The organism is Isoptericola haloaureus, assembly GCF_036689775.1.
In the GTDB taxonomy this organism is placed as follows: domain Bacteria; phylum Actinomycetota; class Actinomycetes; order Actinomycetales; family Cellulomonadaceae; genus Isoptericola; species Isoptericola haloaureus.
Genome location: NZ_JBAGLP010000105.1, coordinates 62,493 through 81,292 on the forward strand (window position 1 = coordinate 62,493; position 18,800 = coordinate 81,292).

General features: G+C 71.3%; 20 protein-coding genes. 4 read left to right on the plus strand and 16 right to left on the minus strand.

Going from position 1 to position 18,800, the window contains the following annotated elements; genetic code table 11:
- Window positions 1-5: 5 nt before the first annotated feature.
- Window positions 6-212: a hypothetical protein gene (locus V5O49_RS02305; protein ID WP_332900813.1), complete on the plus strand. Its 207-nt coding sequence runs from the start codon at window positions 6-8 to the stop codon at window positions 210-212.
- An 88-nt stretch (window positions 213-300) separates the two neighbouring features.
- A complete protein-coding gene (locus tag V5O49_RS02310) occupies window positions 301-867 on the plus strand; it encodes a DUF421 domain-containing protein (protein WP_332900814.1) in 567 nt (188 codons plus the stop codon).
- A gap of 9 nt (window positions 868-876) precedes the next feature.
- Here the strand turns inward: V5O49_RS02310 and V5O49_RS02315 are convergent, their stop codons facing one another.
- The gene (locus tag V5O49_RS02315; RefSeq protein ID WP_332900815.1) at window positions 877-3,375 is read right to left on the minus strand and encodes a hypothetical protein; all 2,499 of its coding nucleotides are present in this window, start codon (window positions 3,373-3,375) and stop codon (window positions 877-879) included.
- A gap of 242 nt (window positions 3,376-3,617) precedes the next feature.
- Between V5O49_RS02315 and V5O49_RS02320 the strand changes: the two genes are divergently transcribed.
- On the plus strand, window positions 3,618-3,848 hold the full coding sequence (locus V5O49_RS02320) for a PspC domain-containing protein (protein ID WP_332900816.1): 231 nt from the start codon (window positions 3,618-3,620) through the stop codon (window positions 3,846-3,848).
- Between the two features lie 17 nt (window positions 3,849-3,865).
- On the opposite strand, the gene V5O49_RS02325 is transcribed toward V5O49_RS02320, so the two are convergent.
- The 8 genes from V5O49_RS02325 to V5O49_RS02360 form a co-directional block, all read right to left on the minus strand.
- Entirely contained in the window at window positions 3,866-4,765 is a 900-nt protein-coding gene (locus V5O49_RS02325; protein ID WP_332900817.1) for a type II secretion system F family protein, read from the minus strand.
- A 1-nt stretch (window position 4,766) separates the two neighbouring features.
- Complete coding sequence (locus V5O49_RS02330; RefSeq protein WP_332900818.1) at window positions 4,767-5,696, minus strand: type II secretion system F family protein; 930 nt, start codon at window positions 5,694-5,696, stop codon at window positions 4,767-4,769.
- On the minus strand, window positions 5,693-7,201 hold the full coding sequence (locus tag V5O49_RS02335; RefSeq protein WP_332900819.1) for a TadA family conjugal transfer-associated ATPase: 1,509 nt from the start codon (window positions 7,199-7,201) through the stop codon (window positions 5,693-5,695). Before V5O49_RS02335 ends, V5O49_RS02330 begins: the two co-directional genes overlap by 4 nt.
- Window positions 7,201-8,418, minus strand: coding sequence for a CpaE/TadZ family protein (locus tag V5O49_RS02340; RefSeq protein WP_332900820.1), 1,218 nt, complete (start codon window positions 8,416-8,418; stop codon window positions 7,201-7,203). The genes V5O49_RS02335 and V5O49_RS02340 overlap by 1 nt, the downstream gene beginning before the upstream one ends.
- On the minus strand, window positions 8,415-9,173 hold the full coding sequence (gene cpaB, locus V5O49_RS02345) for a Flp pilus assembly protein CpaB (protein ID WP_332900821.1): 759 nt from the start codon (window positions 9,171-9,173) through the stop codon (window positions 8,415-8,417). Before cpaB ends, V5O49_RS02340 begins: the two co-directional genes overlap by 4 nt.
- Window positions 9,174-9,183: 10 nt before the next feature.
- Entirely contained in the window at window positions 9,184-10,221 is a 1,038-nt protein-coding gene (locus tag V5O49_RS02350; protein WP_332900822.1) for a pilus assembly protein TadG-related protein, read from the minus strand.
- Window positions 10,209-10,616: a TadE/TadG family type IV pilus assembly protein gene (locus V5O49_RS02355; RefSeq protein WP_332900823.1), complete on the minus strand. Its 408-nt coding sequence runs from the start codon at window positions 10,614-10,616 to the stop codon at window positions 10,209-10,211. The genes V5O49_RS02350 and V5O49_RS02355 overlap by 13 nt, the downstream gene beginning before the upstream one ends.
- A gap of 99 nt (window positions 10,617-10,715) precedes the next feature.
- On the minus strand, window positions 10,716-10,928 hold the full coding sequence (locus V5O49_RS02360; RefSeq protein WP_332900824.1) for a Flp family type IVb pilin: 213 nt from the start codon (window positions 10,926-10,928) through the stop codon (window positions 10,716-10,718).
- A 228-nt stretch (window positions 10,929-11,156) separates the two neighbouring features.
- Here V5O49_RS02360 and V5O49_RS02365 point away from each other — a divergent pair, with 228 nt between their 5' ends.
- Window positions 11,157-11,798, plus strand: a complete 642-nt coding sequence (locus tag V5O49_RS02365) for a prepilin peptidase (RefSeq protein ID WP_332900825.1) — start codon at window positions 11,157-11,159, stop codon at window positions 11,796-11,798.
- Between the two features lie 27 nt (window positions 11,799-11,825).
- On the opposite strand, the gene kduI is transcribed toward V5O49_RS02365, so the two are convergent.
- From kduI to V5O49_RS02400, 7 genes are all read right to left on the minus strand, one after another.
- The gene (gene kduI / locus V5O49_RS02370) at window positions 11,826-12,644 is read right to left on the minus strand and encodes a 5-dehydro-4-deoxy-D-glucuronate isomerase (RefSeq protein ID WP_332900826.1); all 819 of its coding nucleotides are present in this window, start codon (window positions 12,642-12,644) and stop codon (window positions 11,826-11,828) included.
- Between the two features lie 20 nt (window positions 12,645-12,664).
- Entirely contained in the window at window positions 12,665-13,429 is a 765-nt protein-coding gene (kduD, locus tag V5O49_RS02375) for a 2-dehydro-3-deoxy-D-gluconate 5-dehydrogenase KduD (RefSeq protein ID WP_332900827.1), read from the minus strand.
- Window positions 13,426-14,712: a glycoside hydrolase family 88 protein gene (locus V5O49_RS02380; RefSeq protein ID WP_332900828.1), complete on the minus strand. Its 1,287-nt coding sequence runs from the start codon at window positions 14,710-14,712 to the stop codon at window positions 13,426-13,428. Before V5O49_RS02380 ends, kduD begins: the two co-directional genes overlap by 4 nt.
- Before the next feature lie 42 nt (window positions 14,713-14,754).
- Window positions 14,755-15,480: a DUF624 domain-containing protein gene (locus V5O49_RS02385; protein ID WP_332900829.1), complete on the minus strand. Its 726-nt coding sequence runs from the start codon at window positions 15,478-15,480 to the stop codon at window positions 14,755-14,757.
- Entirely contained in the window at window positions 15,477-16,373 is an 897-nt protein-coding gene (locus V5O49_RS02390) for a carbohydrate ABC transporter permease (protein WP_332900830.1), read from the minus strand. Before V5O49_RS02390 ends, V5O49_RS02385 begins: the two co-directional genes overlap by 4 nt.
- On the minus strand, window positions 16,373-17,335 hold the full coding sequence (locus V5O49_RS02395; protein WP_278235985.1) for a carbohydrate ABC transporter permease: 963 nt from the start codon (window positions 17,333-17,335) through the stop codon (window positions 16,373-16,375). The genes V5O49_RS02390 and V5O49_RS02395 overlap by 1 nt, the downstream gene beginning before the upstream one ends.
- A gap of 119 nt (window positions 17,336-17,454) precedes the next feature.
- Entirely contained in the window at window positions 17,455-18,783 is a 1,329-nt protein-coding gene (locus V5O49_RS02400) for an ABC transporter substrate-binding protein (RefSeq protein WP_332900831.1), read from the minus strand.
- Window positions 18,784-18,800: the final 17 nt, after the last annotated feature.

Here is an 18,800-nt window from a genome sequence, read left to right on the forward strand (position 1 = left end):
GCCGCTTGACGACGTCCGGCGCGTGTGTCACCCGGCTCGGCGTCGGCGGCCCGATCCTCGTCTGGGTCGGCTTGTACATCGCCGGTCAGATCCTCACGTTCGCGTCCCTGGTCGCCGTGCCGGTCGGGTTCGTGCCGGCGCTGCTGCTCCTCGGTGCCGTGTGCCTCGGGTGGACCCTGCACTCGTGGAAGCGCAAGGTGTCCCTGGTCTGAACCTGGTCATGGGCCGGCGGCGGTCCGGAGGGACTCGCCGTGGCATTCTCGGTGGGAAGCCCCCGCCGAGAAGAGGAAAGCGTCTGCCATGTTCGACCAGTCCCTGAGCGACCTGCTCTGGCTCTCCCCGACCGAGGCGGTCGCCGTCGTGCTCGCGACCACCGGCATGTACCTGGCGATGATGCTGCTGGTGCGGGTGATCGGGCAGCGCATGCTCGGCGCGATGTCGAACTACGACCTCGTCGCCATCATCGCGTTCGGCGCGATCCTGGGCCGCGCGGCCCTCGGTGACGTCGCCGTCCTCGGCGGCGGGCTGGTCGCCATGCTGACGCTCATCGCGCTGCAGTCGATCGCGGGGGCGCTCATCGTGCGGCCGTTCGGCGCCCGGGCGATCACGTCCCAGCCAGTCCTGCTCATGGCCGACGGGACGGTGCTGCCCGCCCAGCTCCGCCGCGCCCACGTCACCCTGAGCGAGCTGCGCTCGACGCTCCGGCTCGCCGGGGTCCACCGGTACGACGACGTCGCGGTGGCCCTGCTCGAGTCCACCGGGTCGATCAGCGTGCTCCGCCGCGGCACGCCGATCGACGCCGCGCTGCTGGAGGGGATCCACGGCGAGGAGCTCGTTCCCGAGCACCTGGTGTCCCGCGCTCGGTGACGCCGGACCTCAGCGGATGAAGGACGCCGTGCTGCGCAACGGGCTGACCGGACGAGGACCGCCCTTGTCGACCAGCAGGACCTGCACCGACGTCGGACGCTCACCGTAGCTCCGCGTGCCGGCCTTGCCCCCGTTCTTCGCCCAGCCCAGCCAGCCGTGGCCGTCGACCCGTACCCGGTAGTACACGTCGTAGTGCTCGGCCATCTGCCCGGTCAGCGTCATCTTGTACGCCGACGTGACGGGCCGGCCCGTCGAGCCCGCCGTCCTGCCGTTCCAGGAGAACGACCGCCACCCGTCGCCCTTGACGCGAGCCTTGACCTTGATGCCTCCCGAGTACCGGTGCCCGTCGACCGACACCCGCAGGGCGTCCAGGCGCTTGTGCGTCTTCGGCCATCCCGCCGTGTGACCGCCGATCTGAGCAGACTTCCACTGCCCCTTCCACCACTTGCCCACCGGCTCCAGGTACGGCCGCACCGTCAGCTGAGACTGCTCCCACCGGTCGTAGAAGGCTGCGTTGCCGGTCCACGACGCTCCAGGCTCCTGGCCCCGGGGAAGCACCTTGATCTTCACCGCCTCGACGCGGTAGCCGTGACCGCGGGCGCCCGCACGCTCACCGTTCTTCGCCCAGCCCAGCCAGCCGCCCAGCTGCGGCACGAAGGCCTTGTAGTACACGTCGTAGTACTCCGAGACCGGACCAGCGGCATCGATCCGGAAGGCCTTCAGCATCCTGTTCTCGCCGACCGAACCGACGTAGTAGTTCCCCCACTGGCCGTAACGCTTCCAGCCCTGCCATCCCAGGCCCTGGACGAAGCCCTCCATCTCGAACCACAGGTCGCACCCGTCCGACGGGCTCCCGCCGCGGCACACCCGGTAGGTGTCGGAGGTGGGCTCCACCGCGACGGCCGCGAGTTCCCGCCGCTCCCCGGGGTCGCCGGCCGTCTGCCCGTCGGCGAAGTCGAGGAAGATCTGGGGGAGGTCGTCGTCGCCGGTCGTGACCACCCCGTAACGGGCGCCGACGTCGTAGCCGGGCAGGTCGGCCGGCGCCGACTCGAGTGTCCGTCCGTTCATCCGTGGACCGGTCGCGGTGGCCTGCACGGTGATGCGGTGCCCGGCATCGGTGGGGACGGTGAGGTACCTCTCGTCGGTCTCCCCGGGGATCGGGTCCCCGTCCCGGAGCCACTGGTAGGTGTAGGCCGCCGGCTCCGGGGAGAACCCGGCCGGCTCGGCGCGGAGCTCGCCGCGGATCCGCGAGATCGTGACGTCACCCCCGGAGAAGTCGCACGCCGCGGCGCAGATCTGCTGGGTCACTGTCGCCGGCTCGGCGTCCGGGAACTGACGGTACTCGACCTCGAGCGTCTGGAACCCGCTCCCGACCTCCTCCTGCTCCAGCACGATCTCCTGCGTCCGCAGCTCCACCTCGGCCCGGCCGACCTGCCTGTCGTTCTGGCGGACGACGACCTCCCCCATCGCCCGCGTCCCGATCTCCCGGGAGAGCACCGCCTCGACCGGGATCCGGCCGTCGTCGGGCTCCTCGTCCGCCGGCTCGGCAACGGTGAACACCGGTGGCGTCGGCTCCGGGTCGCCGTCGGCGACCTCGATGCCATGTGTGAACTGCCACCCGTGCAGGCCGGCGTCGTTCACCTCGGAGATCGTCAGCCGCTGTTCCCCGGCGTGCGTCGGAGTGAAGGGAATGACCGTGTTCGGCTCGGCCTCGATCCTGGTCCACCCGGTGAACGAGTCGTCGACGGGGCCGTCGGTGAACGCGTACTCGTAGGCGACGACGTTCGCCTCGCTCGGTTCCGCGACGACGAACGCACCGGGGACGCCGACGCCGCCGCGGGACCGCCCGGTGGCGTAGACCGCGTCGGCGACCAGCACCGGTGCGGGCCGCACCACGCCCTGCGGCCCCCAGGTGACGTCGACCTCACAGCTCGCCGGGTCACCGTACGTGCCGTCTTCCTGGACCGCCGCGACGGCGACAGTGTGGATGCCGTCCCCGCCGTAGCGCCAGGTACCCCAGGTCTTGTCGGCGATCTGGCCGTCGACGACCTCCGTCCTCCACTGCTCCTTGACCGTGCCGTCCGGCAGCCAGATCGCCACCTTCGCCTCGGATGCACCCGCGTCCGCAAGCGTCGCCGCGATCGACATCTCGAAGTAGTCGCGGCCGTCGAGCCCCACCTCGGGCATCGCCTCGCCGCAGAGCTGTCCGTCGACCCAGATCTTCGTCCCCGTCGCCTCGTCGGCCGACGCCGTGGCCGACGGCTCCGGAGAAGGCGACGCGGACGGGGGCGACGTCGGGGACGGGTCCACCGAGGGCGTGCTCGCCGGCTCCGGCTCAGCGCTGGGCGACGGAGACGCCGAGCTCGACGGCGAGGCCGACGGTTCCACCTCGGCGGCCACCGCGCTCGCCGGCACCAGCATCCCGCCGGTCAGTGCCAGGGCAGCGCTCGCCGCGACCACCCCCGAGCGACCAGGCCGACCGGACACCGGGGAAGGGGGCAACACCATGCAAGCTCCTCGTCGATCCGTACAGGAGCCACCGTCTCGACCCCGTCCCATGACCCAACATCGGGTGATGGCGGCAACATTACGGCCAATTCGGACGGAGATTCAAGGGTGTCGAGAGGTCCTTGACCTCCTGTGTGCCGCACCGTTCCCCGCTCGTCACTCCCGCCCCCGGAACGGACTCCGGGGTGAAGTCGGGGTATCCCCCGATTCCGCGGGACCGTCGTCATGCCTATCGTCGAGGCATGAGCACCCCTCAAGCAGTCCCCGCAGCCCGACCCCGCAAGCTGTACCGCCCGAGCCACGGCCGTGTGTTCGGCGGCGTGTGCGCCGGCATCGCGGACTACCTCGGCTGGGACCGGACGCTGGTCCGCGTCCTGACCGTCGCGTCCGTGTTCATCCCCGGCCCGCAGGTGTTGGCGTACATCGTCTTCTGGATCCTCATGCCGGACGAGCGCAAGGCGTTTGCCGCCTGAGTCAGGACTCCTACAGGTCAGACGTACATGAAGGCGCTGATGATGTCGAGCACTACCGGCGTCATGATGACGATGAACAGCACCGGCAGGATGCACAGCATCAGCGGCATCAGCACGAGCACGGGCACCCGCTGCGCCTTCTCCTCAGCGCGCTGACGCCGCCGCACCCGCATCTCGGCCGCCTGGGTGCGCAGCACGTCGCCGATGGACACGCCGTGGGCGTCCGCCTGCAGCAGCGAGCGCACGAACCGGCGCAGGTCGACGACGGCGGTGCGTTCGGCCAGGTCCTCCAGCGCCTGTCGCCGCGAGAGCCCCATGCGCATGTCCTGCAGGGTGCGCGTCAGCTCCTCGGCGAGCACCCCGCGGCCGTTCTGCGCCACGCGGGACAGGGCCGACTCGAACCCGACGCCGGCCTCGACGACGATGGTGAGCTGGTCGAGGGTGTCGGCGAGCTCGATCTGGATCTGCTGTTCCCGGTTCTGCGCCCGGCTGAGGAGCAGCAGCTCCGGCAGGAAGTACGTGACGACGGCGACCACGAAGACCGTCCCGGTGAGCAGGGGCGACGCGTTGCTCGCCACCGCCCACAGCACGAGCAGGATGCCGACGGGCGCCCAGAGCAGCTTGACCGTCAGCAGGCGGTCGACGGGCCAGTCCGGCGGACGACCGGCCCGGACGTACTGCCGTTCGAGCAGGCCGACCAGCGGCGCGGCGGTCAGTCGGCGGCCGAGCGACGCCTGCGCGGGACGGGTCGCGGTGGGCGCGGTCAGCGACCGGGCCACGGGTGTCGCGACGTGGCCACGGTGCAGGTTCTCCACCGCACGGCGACGCTCAGGAGCGAACGCACCGAAGACGAGCCAGATGCCCAGCCCGACGGCCAGCGAGACGGTGAGGACGGCAAGAATCACGGGTGTCGTCATGTCAGAACCTGATCGTCACGACCTTGCGCATCCAGAGCGTCCCGATGACGAGCAGGATCGCGCAGACGACGAGCGCGGCGATCCCCAGGGGGTTCTGGATGAACGGGGCCAGGTAGGTGGGGTTCGTCAGCAGCAGGAACCCGGCGACGAGGAAGGGCAGGGCGACGAGGATGATGCCGGAGAGGCGTCCGTCGGCGGAGAGCGCCTCGACGTGCCGACGGATCTGGTTCCGTTCCCGGATGGTGACGCCGACACCCTCGAGCACGTCGGCGAGGTTGCCGCCGACCTCGCGGTTGATGGTGATGGCCTGGGAGACCCAGCTGAAGTCCTCGTTCGCCATGCGGATCGCCGCCTCCTCCAGCGCCACCGACAGCGGCCGGCCGACGCGCGTCTCGTTGACGATCCGCGCGAGCTCGGAGCTGGTCGGGTCGTCGGCCTGCTGCGCGACGCCGGCCAGCGCCTGGAGCAGGCTGTGCCCGGCCCGCAGGCTGCCCGCGATGAGCTGGAGGGTGTCGTCGAGCTGGTCGGCGAAGGCCGCCCGCCGCCGACTGGTCCGCACGCGCACCCAGAGCACGGTGGCGACCGGCGCCACGATCGCGAAGAGGATCATCAGCCACGGCCCGCCGAGGAGCAGGCCCAACGCGCCGAGCACCACGAACGCCACCAGGACGAGGAACACCACGTCCTGGGGCCGGCGGCGGACGCCGGCCAGGTCGAGCGCGATCGCCACGCTGCCCTCGCGACGACGCATCGCCTTGGCGACGAGCCGGGTCGCGGTCGCCGCGGCCTCGGCGAGCGCGCCGTCCTCAGGGGCGGCCTCCGGGCGACGCCGAGACTTCGGCAGGTGTGCCCGGTGGGGTGCGACCAGCACGAACCCGCCGAGGACGAGAGCGAGGCCGACGGCGAGCGGCCCCCACAATGCCGGGCTCACAGCGCCCTGACCGCGTCGGCGCCGAAGATCGTGGGCGACAGCGGAATGCCCAGCTCCTGGATGTGGTCGGAGAACCGCGGGCGCACGCCGGTCGGCCGGGCGCGGCCGAGGAACCGGCCCGTCGCCGTGTCGGTCCCGGCGGCGTAGTCGAAGGTGAAGATGTCCTGCAGCGTGACCGTCTGGCCCTCCATGCCGTGCACCTCGGTGACCGAGGTGATCCGGCGGGTGCCGTCGCGCAACCGGCTGAGCTGGATGACGACGTCGACGGCCGACGAGATCTGCTCACGGACGGCTCGCAGCGGAAGGTCCATCCCGGCCATCAGCACGAGCGTCTCCAGGCGGGACATGGCGTCGCGCGGCGAGTTGGCGTGCACGGTGGACAGGGACCCGTCATGACCGGTGTTCATGGCCTGCAGCATGTCCAGGGTCTCCCCGCCACGGACCTCACCGACGACGATGCGGTCGGGGCGCATGCGCAGGGAGTTGCGCACCAGGTCGCGGATCGTGATCTCGCCCCGGCCCTCGAGGTTCGGCGGGCGGGACTCGAGCCGCACCACGTGCTCCTGCTGGAGCTGGAGCTCGATCGCGTCCTCGATCGTGATGATGCGCTCGTCGCCCGGGATGAACGCGGACAGGACGTTGAGCAACGTCGTCTTTCCGGTACCGGTCCCGCCCGAGACGATGACGTTCAGCTTGGCCTCGACGCAGGCGCGCAGCAGGTCGGCCATCTCCGAGGTCATCGTGTTGAACCGCAGCAGGTCCTCGACGGTGTAGGGGTTCTGCGCGAACTTGCGGATGGTCAGCGCGGAACCGTGGAAGGCCAGCGGCGGGATGATCGCGTTGACACGCGACCCGTCGTCGAGGCGCGCGTCCACGAGCGGCGAGGCCTCGTCCACACGGCGGCCCATGCGGGAGACGATGCGCTCGATGATCTGCCGGAGGTGCTCCTCCGAGCTGAACCGGGCCGTGGACCGGTGCAGGCGGCCGGCGCGCTCGACATACACGGAGTCGTGGCCGTTGACCATGATCTCGCTGATCTCCGGGTCGTCGAGCAGGACCTGCAGGGGCCCCAGCCCCAGGACGTCGTTGCGCACCTCCTCGATGAGGCGCTGACGCTCCTCGCTCGACAAGGGGGACCGCTGCGCCTCGACGACGGAGGCGAGCTCGGAGCGTACGAGCTGGTGGAGCTGCTCCTCGTCCAGCCGCGGGTCGGTGAGCCGGGAGCCCAACCGCGAGTAGAGCTCCTTGGTGGCCCGCTCCTTGAGCTGCGTCAGCGGGTCGCGCTCGTCCGGGGACGCCGGACGGGTCGGCCGGGCGCCGGTCTCGACGGCCGGACGCTCGGGACGTTCCGGGATCGCCGGCTGCGGGGTCTGCTGCGGGGGCAGCGGGACGGTCAGCTCGGCGTCGGCGGGCGGCTGCTCGTCGAGCCGGTGGCGGCCAGCGGGGTCGACGGGCGTCTGGCCGGAGACGCGCTTGGCGGCGGCCAGGCGGGATGCCAGATCCATCAGGACCTCACCTTCTTGCCGGACTTGCGGCCCCGCGGGGCGTTGGCGCCCTGGTAGGTCGCCTGAAGCTTGCGGAGCACCTTCGCTGCGGCGTCGCGGGGCTGGCGGGTCGTCAGCGGTTCGCCCATGTTCATGGACACGACCGCGGCGCGCGTGTGCGGCATCGACAGGTCGACGCGGACCCCGAGCGTCGCCTCGACGTCCCCGAGGCTCAGACCGGCCCGCGGATCCGCGAAGTTGAGCAGGATGCGCCGCGAGTCGGTCATCATCCCCAGGTCGTTGAGGGCGTCGAGCTCCTTGCGCAGTCCCCGCACGCCCGGTACGTCCATGCTCGTCACGAGCAGCGGGTCGGTCGTGTGGTCCCCGGCGGCGAGCGTGTGGGCGCCGAGGCCGGCGGCGGTGTCGATGACGACGTAGGGGAACAGCTCGGTGAGCTGGTCCAGCAGCGCCCCGACGTGCTCGGGCGTGACGACGTCGGCGGAGGCCGGGTCGCTGGGCGCCCCGGCGACGAGCAGACCCGACGAGTGCTGGGTGAGCCGCGTCTTCAGCGCGATCGGGTCCTGGTGGCCGCCGTGGGTGACGATGTCCCCGAGGGTCGACTCCGGTTCGAGCCCGAGGGCGGTGGCGACGTCCCCGAACTGCAGATCGAGGTCGACGAGCACCGTCGACCCGGGCTGCGCGGCAGCCAGGCCCACGGCGAGGTTGGTCGCGACCGTGGTCTTGCCGACGCCCCCCTTGGGGGACAGGACGGAGATGACCCGGCTGGGACCGGAGGCGTCGACCACCGGGTCCCAGCTCGCCGCGCCGAGCGCCATCTCGCCCGAGTGCCCAGCCCCCCGCCGCACGCGCGTGGCGTCCCCGACGCGGGCCAGCACCTCGCGCATCTGCTCGACGGTGACGTCCGGAGGCACGACGTCGCGCACGCCCGCCCGTAGGGCCTCGATGACGAGGCTGTCGTCCGGCTCGGCGACCAGCACGAGCCCGATACCCGGGAAGAGCCGGTCGAAGCTGCCGGCGAGGGCCACCGCCTGCGGACGAGCCTGGGTGGCGTCGAGGACGACGATGTCCGGCAGCTCGGTGCGACGGACCTGGCCGAGGAACACGGCCGGGTCGGTGGGCAGCGGGCTGGCGTGCACCCCGATGCAGGCGCCGTCGGCCGCCGCGTGCACGCGGTCGAGGAGCGCCCGGGAGTCGGTGGCGAGCAGGACGTTGTTCACTCGAAGATCACCTCCGGGTCGACCACCCGCGTCTGCCCCTCCTTCGCCTCCTCGGGTTCGAGGGAGAGCCAGATGCTGGCGTACTCGGCCGAGAACACGAACTTCTCGGCGTCCGGCGGGGACAGCGCGATGGTGACCATGATGGCGTCCTCAGGAGCCGTCTCGGTCTCCTCGCCGTCCTCGGTGCGCTGCTGCTGGATCCCGCCCCGGACGTCGGTGACGAGCACCTTGTGGAAGACGAGGTGCGTCGACGACGTCGTGTCCTCACCGTCCTCGCTCCCGTCGTCACCGTCCCCTGTGCTCTCCATCGAGACGAAGACGCCGACCGTGTCGCCGGGCTGCACGGCCCCGCCGACGACACGCTCCGTGGTGAGCTGGAGGCTCAGCGTGTGGAAACCCTCCGGGACCTCGACGGGGCCGTCGAGGTCCTCGGGGTCGACGAACCGCTCGGCCACGACCTGCTCGCCGGGAAGCAGGTCGGCGGTGGCGACGAGACCCTCGAGGTCGGCCAGGTCGCTGACCGCCCCCGGGACGACCGTCCCGGCCGGCACCTCCGTGCTCACGACGTCCTCGTCGAGCGTCAACGCGTCGGCCGGGGTGCCCTCGGAGACGGTCTCCACGACGGTCAGCACCGCGGTGGGCTCCAGGTCCGCCATGGCCCGGCTGTCGGCGCCGGCGGCGTAGGTGTAGGTGAGCACGCCCCCGGCGAGCGCCAGGAGTGCGGCCACGACGGCCGCGATGATGCGACGGTTCACAGGGGTCTTCCTAGTCTTCAGTCAGGGTGAGCTCGACGACGGCGGCGCCGAGCTGGGGTCCGTCAGTGCCGAGATCGAACCCACCGGTCGCGTCCACGAAGTGCTCGAAGGTGCCCTGCAGGCACCGGGCCGAGGGGTCGAGGCCCTCGTCCTTGCACAGCTTCGAGTCACCCTCGCTGTGGTACTGGCCGGTGAAGTCGTACCCGAGCAGGGTGAAGGCCGCGAAACCGAGGAGGCGGTACTCGCCGTTCGACCCGCCCGCGTCGTTCTCCTCGGAGAAGATCGGGATGAGGATCGTCTCGCCGAGCATGTCGTCGAAGTCGCTCGGGTCGCACTCGTTGGGAGGAGACGCTCCAGGGGACGACGGCACCCAGTCGCCGACCGACCCCACCGGGCCGGTGCAGTCGTCCGACCCCTCGAGCCACCCGAAACCGCCCGGCAGCACGTTCCCGGACGGCCCGGTGCAGTCCGAGTCGCTGGTCTTGGTGAACTCGAAGGTCACGGGATCGGCATCCTGCGGGAAGTCGACCCCGACCAGGACGCCGTCGTCGTACACCTCGACGGCCCCGGCCTGATGCACGACCTCGCAGTACGACAGGATGTAGGGCAGCATGCCGGCGCCGGTCGTGGGGTATCCCCACTGCGCAGTGGCCACGGCGGCGATGTCGCCCTCGTCCTGGCCGATCACCGGCGCGAAGAAGTGGTTCCGCGACGAGTCCGTCCGCACGGTGACCACACCGGCTGCGGTGTCGAGCGTGGTGATCGTCGCCGTCGGGTCACCACCGAAGGGGGTGTTGGCGTCGGCCAGCTCCTCGGCCGTGGCGGCGGTGTCCGTGCACTCGTCGCGAGCGCAGTCCTGGGCGACGGCCAGGGCCGCGGCGTCGGCACCGGTCTGCAGGATCTGCTTGTCCGCGTGCATCGCGGCGACATCGACCGCGATCGCGGCCACGGCGAAGAGCGGGATGGCCAGCAGGCCTACCAAGACTGCGGAGGCCCCGCGGTCGGCCGTCGCGCGGAGCCGACGGAGTCGGTCGGTCAGCCGTTGCATCGCATGGTCCCCGATCCGGTGAGGTCGACGGCGAGGAAGCCGCCGAGAAGTGACACGTCGGCCACGGTGATGTCCACGGTGGCGTTCTCCGGGGCACCGTCCGCGTCGCATCCCGCGGCGGGCGTGACGCTGATCTGCCCGGTCGTCAGAGCCACCGAGGGCGCGGCTGAGGAGATCGCCGCGCTACGGGCCTCGGCCGCCGGATCGGCACCGTCGGAGAGCGCGAGCACGCGCACCCCGTCGCGGGCGGCGTTCCCGAGCACCGTCTGGACGTGGTAGGCGTACCCGAAGCTCACGATGCCGAGGAGGAGCGCGATCAGCACCGGCGCCACGAGCGCGAACTCGACAGCGGCGGCGCCGCGGTCATCCGCCGGGCGAATACGAATGCTGGTCATGGCCCTTCCGAGAGACTGTCTTCGCCCCCACCGAACGGATAGGAGCACAGGCAACCAAACGCGGCGTCCGGCCCTAGTGCCGGACGCCGCGCTGAAAGATCAGGGAGCGACGACGCCGTCGACGTCTGCAAGCTCGTCCGTGACGAGGCCGAACAGCTGCTCCAGCTGGTTGCCCAGCAGCAGCACGGTGGCGATGATCGCCACGGCGATCAGGCCGACCAGCAGGCCGTACTCGACGGCGGTGGCGCCGCGGTCGCTGCGACGCGCCGCCACGGTCATGAAACGGTCAGAGATGAGGTTCAGGAGGTGCATGATTCGTCCAATTCTGGTTCGATGCTGCGGACCACGGGTCACCCAGGTGTTGGTGAAGACGCTAAGTAGATGCACTCACATCGATCAACCGATGAGCGGGTGAACAATCTCTGATTCCCGCGTTTTCACCCGCTCCCCTTCCGTCCCTCTGGTCGGATAGAGCGGACAAAACAGGACAGAACATCGTTAATAGATCGATCAAATGATTGCCCGAGGCTTGAATCTCCAGTGACTCTCCCCCTCCCTGCCGCCGCGGTCGCCACGGCGCTGTGCTGCGCCCTCCTCGCCGCCCTCCTCACGCCCTGGGCGCGCCGGTTCGTCGTCAGCGAGTCCCGGCTGCTCCGCGGATGGGTCACGGGCCCGCTCGCCGGCCTGGGAGGCGTCGGCGCCGCGCTCGTCACGTCGTCCTGGGCGGAGCTGGTCGCCGTCGCCGTCGTGGCCGTCGCGGCCGGCCTGCTGATCCCGATCGACCTGGTGACCTACCGCCTGCCCGACGTCGTCGTCGGGTCGGCCGCTCTCGGGCTCCTGGCCGGGCTCGTCGTCGCCGCGGCGCTCGGCGACGACTGGTCCCGGCTGCTCACGGCCGTGCTCGGCGGCGTCGCCCTGTTCGCCGTCTACCTCGTGCTCGCGATGATCTCGCCCAGCAGCCTCGGGTTCGGCGACGTCAAGCTCGCCGGCGTGCTGGGCCTGCTGCTCGGCTGGTGGGGGTGGCAGGCCGTCGCGTACGGGACGCTGGCGGCGTTCGTCGTCTTCGCCGTCGGCGCGCTGATGCTCCTGGCCGCGCGTCGCACCTCGCTGCGCGACGACCTGCCCTTCGGGCCCGCCATGATCCTCGGCGCGGCCCTCGGCCTCGCCGCGGTGGCCGCCTGAGACGACGCACCGCGGCGGGCGACGACGTCAGCGGATCTCGGTCGGCGGCACCGCGTCCATGTCGGTGAAGTCCTGGTTCTCCCCCGCCATCGCCCAGACGAACGAGTAGTTGGCCGTGCCGACCCCGGAGTGCACCGACCACGACGGCGAGATGATCGCCTGCCGGTCGGCCACGGTCAGGTGCCGCGTCTCGGTGGGCTCGCCGCACAGGTGCAGCACCCGGGCGTCCTCGGGCAGGTCGAAGTACAGGTAGCACTCGGTGCGCCGGTCGTGGGTGTGCGCCGGCATCGTGTTCCACATCGAGCCCTCGTGCAGCCGCGTGACGCCCATGACGACCTGGCAGGACTGCACGCCCTTGGCGTGCACGACCTGCTCCAGCGAGCGCCGGTTCGACGTGACCTGGTCGCCCAGCTCGAGCGTGTTGCCCTCCCCGGGCAGCGTGAGCACGGTCGGGTACGAGGTGTGAGCCGGGGCGGAGAACAGGTAGAACGCCGCGCCCTCCCCCGCGAACGTCACGTCCTGGGTTCCGCTGCCGATGTACAGCAGGGCGCGGGTCGGCAGCTCGTAGGTCTCGCCGTCGGCCACGACCGTGCCCGGCGAGCCGACGTTGACGATCCCCACCTCGCGGCGCTGCAGGAAGTACTCGGCACGCAGCTCCTCCGGGTTCGGCAGGGCGACCGGCTCGGCGCCGGGCAAGGCCCCGCCCAGGACGATGCGGTCGTGGTGGGTGTAGACGGTCCGGACCTCGCCGGGCACGAAGAGGTCCTCGACGAGGAACTTGTCGCGCAGCTCCTGCGTCGTCAGGCCGGGGATCTGCTCCGGGTTGGTGGCGTAACGCTGTTCCATGATGCTCCTTCGGTCGGTGCTCAGCGCACGAGCCAGCCGCCGTCGACGGGGACGACGGCACCGTGCACGTAGGCGGAGGCGGGCGAGGCGAGGTAGACGAAGATCCCGGCGAGGTCCTCCGGGGTGCCCCACCGTCCGGCGGGGATGCGCGCCGAGATGGACTGCTCCCGCTCGGCGTCCGCCCGGATGGGGGCGGTGTTGTCGGTGGCCATGTAGCCGGGGGCGACGGCGTTGACGTTGACGCCGCGCCCGGCCCACTCGTTGGCGAGCGCCTTGGTCAGGCCGACGACGGCGTGCTTGGATGCCGCGTAGCCGGGGACGAGGATGCCGCCCTGGAAGGACAGCATCGAGGCGACGTTGACGATGCTCCCCGAGCCGCGCTCGAGCATGCCCCGCCCGACGGCGCGGGACAGGTGGAACACGGCGTCGAGGTTGACGGCCAGCACCGTGTCCCAGTCCTCGGCCGGGTGCTCGGCGGCCGGCGCCCGACGGATGGTGCCGGCGTTGTTGACGAGCACGTCGACCGGGCCGAGCACGTCCTCGACCTCCGCGACGGCGGCGTCGAGCTCCTCCGCCGTCGCCGTGGCGAGGTCCCGCTGCACGCTGTGCACGCGCCGGCCCAGGGCCTTGATGCGGGAGATCGTCTCGGTGGGCTCGCTGCGGTCCAGGAGCGCGACGTCGGCCCCCGCCTCGGCGAGCGCCACCGCGGCGCCCTGGCCGAGGCCGCGGCTCGTGCCCGTCACGAGCGCGACCTTCCCGTCGAGCCGGAACTGGTCGAGGATCATGCGGTCCCTCCGTCGGGTTCGGTGGCGGTGTCGGTGAGCGTGGCGTGTGTGGGCACGGCTGCGGCGGCCGGCCACCAGGGCGAGACCCAGCCGGGCAGCGTGAGGCGGGTCAGCGCCTCCAGGTAGTAGTAGTCGCCCCACAGGCAGCCCTCGTCCACACCCTTGTTCTTCGGGGCGTCGTAGACCGAGTGCAGCAGCAGCGCGTCGGCGTCCTCGGGCGCGGCCGGGGTGTACCCGGCGATGAGGTCGGCGACCATCCGCCGCGCGGCGGCGGCGTACCGGGCCGCGCGGTCGGCGTCGGGCGACACCGAGGCGAGCTCCAGCAGGCCGCAGGCCGCGATCGCCCCGGAGGACGAGTCGCGCGGCGCGTCCGCGCCGTCGGAGTACACCAGGTCCCAGAACGGCACGCCGTCGGCGGGCAGGTGGGCGAGGAAGTACTCGGCGCACCGCTCCGAGGCCCGCAGCGACTCCGGGTCGCCCGAGGTGCGGTGGTGCAGGGCGAACCCGAAGATGCCCCACGCCTGCCCGCGCGCCCAGCAGGAGTCGTCGCCGGCACCCTGCTCGGTGCCGCCGCGCAGCGGCTCACCGGTCTCCGGGTCCCAGTAGAAGGTGTGGAAGGTCGAGTCGTCGTCGCGCAGCAGGTGGGTGCGCACCTGCACCACGTGCCGGGCCACGACGTCGGCGTACCGCTGGTCGCCGGTGATCTCCGTGGCCCAGGTCAGCAGCGGCATGTTCATGAGGCTGTCGACGATGGTCCGGCCGCGCTGGGCCGGGTCGGACAGGTCGCCCCACGCCTGGATGATCCCCGCCGAGGGCAGGAACCGCGTCATGAGGTGGTCCGCCGCCGCGAGCGCCGCGTCCCGGGCGGCCTCGTCGCCCGCCAGCCGCCACGCGTCGACGCACGACAGCGTGTACAGGAACCCGAGGTCGTGGGTGTCGAGGTCCTCCCCGGCGTGCACGCGGCGGGCGAAGTCGGCGGCGTGCGCCAGGGCGGCGGCCCGCAGGTCGGCGTCACCGGTGAGCTCGACGGCACGCCACTGCATGCCGGGCCAGAAGCTGGTGGTCCAGTCGCGGTTGGCGCCCTCGGCGAACCGGTCGGTGGCCGGGCGCAGCGGGTAGCGGTCGTCGCGGGTCGTGGAGTCGGGGTACAGCGACCCGAACGCGGCCGCGTTGCGGCGCACGGTGGCCACGGCGGCGTCGACGGCGGCCGCGAGCGCCCCGGGGCGGTCGGCGGGTCGGGGGTCGGCACCCGGCGCGGAGTCGCGCACGTCGGTGGAGGACATCGGTGGGTCTCGCTTTCCGGCGCCGGGGCACCGTGGGGAGGTTCAGGAGGGGACGGCGGTGCCGTGCGCGGCCGGGGTGGCGCCGTCGGGCACGACGGACCGCAGCGCGACGCGGCAGCCGCCCCAGACGACGAACAGCAGGGGTGCGGTGGCGAACCCGAGCCCGATGGCCGGGCTGGTGACCACCACGCCGGCGAGCAGGCCGAGCACCGCCAGCGCGGTGACGCTGAGGTACCAGCGGCGCACCGCGAGGTAGAGGCTGGTGCGCAGCAGGTCCCGCAGCCGCACCCCGGGCAGCACCGGGGTCGCGGCGAGCGCGACCAGGGCCGTGAGCACGGCCAGCACCAGCAGCGTGGCGAACACCGGGATGGCGGCGGCGCCGATCCGTGCGCCCCAGACGGCGACGACGTCCACGGCCAGGACGACGACGACGGCGCTCGTCAGCGCACCGATCGCCAGCGCCCGGCGTGCGTGCCGGCGGTAGGCGCGCCAGAAGGTCCGCACCGCGGCGGTCGAGCCGTCGGTGGAGAACGCCGTGAACACCGCGAAGGCGGCGACCAGGGCCGGGGCCAGCAGCGGGGCGAGCAGCGCGAGCGCCGGCCACGACACGGTCGGGTCGGTGGCCAGCAGCACCACCAGCAGCGGCAGCGTGGCCGCGACGAGCAGGACGTTGGTGGCCAGCCCGATGTACACGGTGCCGAACACCGTCTCGTACATCTCCTGGCTGACGAGCCGGCGGCGGCCCCGGTGGCGGGTGCTCGCACTCATCCCTTGACCCCCGTGGTGGCGATCCCGCGGACGAAGAACTTCTGCCCGAGCAGGAAGATGACGGCGATCGGCAGCACCGAGATCACCGAGCCGGCCATGATGAGCGCGTGCTCGGCGTTGTACTGCCCGACGAACGTCTGCAGACCGAGCTGCAGCGTCCACAGCTCCGGGCTGCGCAGGTAGATCAGCGGCCCGAGGTAGTCGTTCCAGGTGTTGACGAAGGTCAGCAGCGTCAGGCTGGCGATCGCCGGCGTGGACAGCGGCAGGATGATGCGCCGCCAGATGCCGTACTCGCTCATGCCGTCGATCCGGGCCGCCTCGGACAGCGACTCCGGGATCGACTCGTAGTACTGCTTCATGAGGAACACGCCGAACGCGCTGAAGGTCTGCAGCGCCAGGATCGACCACAGGGTGTTCGACAGCCCGATGTTCGAGAGCATGACGAACTGCGGGATCATGTACGCCTGCCACGGCACCGCGATGGTCGCCACGTACAGCAGGAACAGCGCGTCGCGGCCGGGGAACCGCATCTTGGAGAACCCGTAGGCGGCGAAGCTGCCGGTCAGCACCTGCAGGAACGTCACGCTCACGGACAGGATCAGCGTGTTCTTGATCCAGGTGACCATGTCGGACTTGGCCCAGATCTCGACGTAGTTCTGCCAGACCACGGGATCCGGGATCCACTGCAGCGGCACGGTGAAGACCTGGTTGTTCTCCTTCAGCGAGGAGATGACCATCCACACGAACGGCAGCAGGATGCCGGCGGCGGCCACGAGCAGCGCGGCGTAGCCGACGGCGCGGGACGCCTGGCGCTTCCACCGGGCGCGCACCTGGGCGGGCCGCAGCGGCGAGGTCGACGCGTCGACGGAGGTCGTCGGGGAGACGGTGGTCATCAGGCGTCCTTCCTGCGGTTCCAGAAGAACTGGAAGATCGTCACGGCGATGCAGATGAAGAACAGGGTCACGGCCACCGCGGAGGCGTACCCGAACTGGTTCTCCTCGAAGCCCTTGGAGTAGATGAACTGGCTCAGCACCAGCGTCGACTGGCCGGGCCCGCCGTCGGTCATGACGAGGATGAGGTCGAAGACCTTGAGGCTGTTGATCGTCAGGATCACGGTGACGAAGAACATCGTGGGGCGCAGGCACGGCAGCGTGACGTTCCAGAAGCGGCCCCAGGCGCCGGCGCCGTCGACGCGGGCGGCCTCGTAGAGCTCGCCCGGCACGGTCTGCAGACCGGCGAGCAGCAGCAGCATGTAGTAGCCCATCTCGCGCCACACGCCGACGATGATCACGGCGGGCATCGAGGAGTCCGCGGACGTCGTCCACCCGGGCGGGTCGTCCACACCGAGGAACGTCAGGAACTGGTTGATCGGGCCGTACTCCGGGCTGAACAGCATGTTCCACACGACCGCGATGGCGACGATCGAGGTGATGTACGGGAAGAACGCCACCGTGCGGAAGAACGCCACGCCGCGCAGCTTGCGGTTGAGCAGCAGCGCCAGGCCCAGCGACGCCACCAGCGTGGCGGGGATGTGGACGGCGGAGTAGTAGATCGTGTTGAACAGCGCGGTGTGATAGCTGGTGTCGCCGATCATCCGCGTGTAGTTGTCCAGGCCGATGAACTCGGCGCCGCCGAACACGTTCCACTCCGTCAGCGACAGGTAGAACAGCGTGACGACGGGGATGAGGGTCAGCAGACCGAAGCCGAGGAAGTTCGGCAGGATGAAGCTCCACCCGATGAGGGTGTTGCGCAGCTTGAGCCGGCTGCCCGGCCGGCGCCGGCGGGGGCCGGGCGGGGCCGCGGGGCTCGGGCCGGACGCCCCGCTGCTGCGGTCGTCGACGGCGATCGTCGCCATGGTGACTCCTGTGTCTGGGCGGTGTGGTGGCCCGGGGGCACCGCGGTCGTCGCGGTGCCCCCGGGAGCCTGTGGGTCAGCCTGTGCTCTCTCGGCCGACCCTGCGGTTCCGCTTCCGGGTCAGCCGACCTCGGAGGCGGCGCGGTCCTCGGCGCCGGCGATCGCGTCGGCCACGGACGACGACTCGGACATGATCTCCGAGTGGGTGTCGCCCAGGATGTTCTGCAGGGCGGCGGTGTCCGGGTCGACCGGGTTCTCCGGGCGGGTGTCGTGCGTGGCGAACGCGAACTGCGACAGCTCGTCGCCCGGGACCCCGTCGAGGCCGAAGTAGGTGTCCACGACGCCGTCGCTCAGCAGGGCCGGGGTGATGCCGATCGCGGCGAGCGCGTCCGCGCCGCCCTCACCGGCGGCGAAGGCCAGGAACTCCTTCGCGGCGTCGACCTTGGCCTCGTCGATGGCCGGGTTGATGCCCAGACCGGTCGGGTCGCCGAACGTCACCGGGGTGGCGTCCATGCCGGTGGTCGAGGAGTCGACCTGCGGGATCGGGGCCATGCCCCAGTTGAACTCGTCGGCGTCGCCGGACTCCTGCTGCGCCAGCAGCGTGGCCACGTACCAGGAGCCCATCGGCATCATGGCGGCCTGCTGGGTGCCGAACTGCGCCTGGTAGGTGAGCTGGTTCGTGGTCACGGTGCCGAAGTCGACCTGGGCGCCGCTGTCCTGCAGCTCGACGGCACGGTCGTAGAACGGCTCGAGGTAGCCGAAGTCGCCGCTGGTGAGCTCGGCCCCCTCGCTCTGGGCCAGGGCGAAGCCCTGCACCACGGACTGCCAGGAGTGCTGGTAGGCGCCGAGCGCGTCGCTGTCCCCGAGCCCCTCGGTGACGTCCTTCGCCGCGGTGACGTAGTCGTCCCAGGTCCACGAGCCGTCCGGCGCGTCCACGCCGGCCTCGTCGAACAGGTCCTGGTTGTAGTAGAGGAACCAGGAGTCCTGGCGGTAGGGCACCGCCCAGCTCGCGCCGTCGACCTCGTAGAAGTCGGCGCCGCCGGTGGCCGGGTCGAGCTCCGCGGTGACGTCGGAGACGTCGAGGAGCTGCGCGCCGTCGTAGTACGTCCAGAAGTTCTTGAGGTTCTTCAGCACGTACATGTCGGGGGCGCTGCCGGCCGCCAGGTCGGCGGTCATCTGGGTGTCGTACTCCGAGGCGTCGTACTCCTGGAGCTCGACGGTCACGTCCGGGTTCTCCTCGTGGAACGCGTCCGCGAGGGTCTGGAACTCCGGCGTGGTCGACAGGCTCCACCCGGCCAGGGACAACGTGACGGCCTCGTCCTCGGCGGGCGCCGCGGTGTCGTCACCGCCGCCGCCACCGGCCTCGTCGGCGGTGCCGCCGCTGCACGCGGTCAGGGCCAGGACGACCGCGGCGGCCGCACCGGCCGCGGTGGGGATCGTGCGCTTCATCTGTGCTCTCTCCTTCG

What these genes read in the sequence shown, in the direction of transcription:
- V5O49_RS02310 (WP_332900814.1), top strand. Translation starts at nt 301, where the DNA reads ATGTTCGACCAGTCCCTGAGCGACCTGCTCTGGCTCTCCCCGACCGAG.
- V5O49_RS02315 (WP_332900815.1), bottom strand. Translation starts at nt 3,375, where the DNA reads ATGGTGTTGCCCCCTTCCCCGGTGTCCGGTCGGCCTGGTCGCTCGGGG.
- V5O49_RS02320 (WP_332900816.1), top strand. Translation starts at nt 3,618, where the DNA reads ATGAGCACCCCTCAAGCAGTCCCCGCAGCCCGACCCCGCAAGCTGTAC.
- V5O49_RS02325 (WP_332900817.1), bottom strand. Translation starts at nt 4,765, where the DNA reads ATGACGACACCCGTGATTCTTGCCGTCCTCACCGTCTCGCTGGCCGTC.
- V5O49_RS02335 (WP_332900819.1), bottom strand. Translation starts at nt 7,201, where the DNA reads ATGGATCTGGCATCCCGCCTGGCCGCCGCCAAGCGCGTCTCCGGCCAG.
- V5O49_RS02350 (WP_332900822.1), bottom strand. Translation starts at nt 10,221, where the DNA reads ATGCAACGGCTGACCGACCGACTCCGTCGGCTCCGCGCGACGGCCGAC.
- V5O49_RS02355 (WP_332900823.1), bottom strand. Translation starts at nt 10,616, where the DNA reads ATGACCAGCATTCGTATTCGCCCGGCGGATGACCGCGGCGCCGCCGCT.
- V5O49_RS02360 (WP_332900824.1), bottom strand. Translation starts at nt 10,928, where the DNA reads ATGCACCTCCTGAACCTCATCTCTGACCGTTTCATGACCGTGGCGGCG.
- kduI (WP_332900826.1), bottom strand. Translation starts at nt 12,644, where the DNA reads ATGGAACAGCGTTACGCCACCAACCCGGAGCAGATCCCCGGCCTGACG.
- kduD (WP_332900827.1), bottom strand. Translation starts at nt 13,429, where the DNA reads ATGATCCTCGACCAGTTCCGGCTCGACGGGAAGGTCGCGCTCGTGACG.
- V5O49_RS02380 (WP_332900828.1), bottom strand. Translation starts at nt 14,712, where the DNA reads ATGTCCTCCACCGACGTGCGCGACTCCGCGCCGGGTGCCGACCCCCGA.
- V5O49_RS02385 (WP_332900829.1), bottom strand. Translation starts at nt 15,480, where the DNA reads ATGAGTGCGAGCACCCGCCACCGGGGCCGCCGCCGGCTCGTCAGCCAG.
- V5O49_RS02390 (WP_332900830.1), bottom strand. Translation starts at nt 16,373, where the DNA reads ATGACCACCGTCTCCCCGACGACCTCCGTCGACGCGTCGACCTCGCCG.
- V5O49_RS02395 (WP_278235985.1), bottom strand. Translation starts at nt 17,335, where the DNA reads ATGGCGACGATCGCCGTCGACGACCGCAGCAGCGGGGCGTCCGGCCCG.
- V5O49_RS02400 (WP_332900831.1), bottom strand. Translation starts at nt 18,783, where the DNA reads ATGAAGCGCACGATCCCCACCGCGGCCGGTGCGGCCGCCGCGGTCGTC.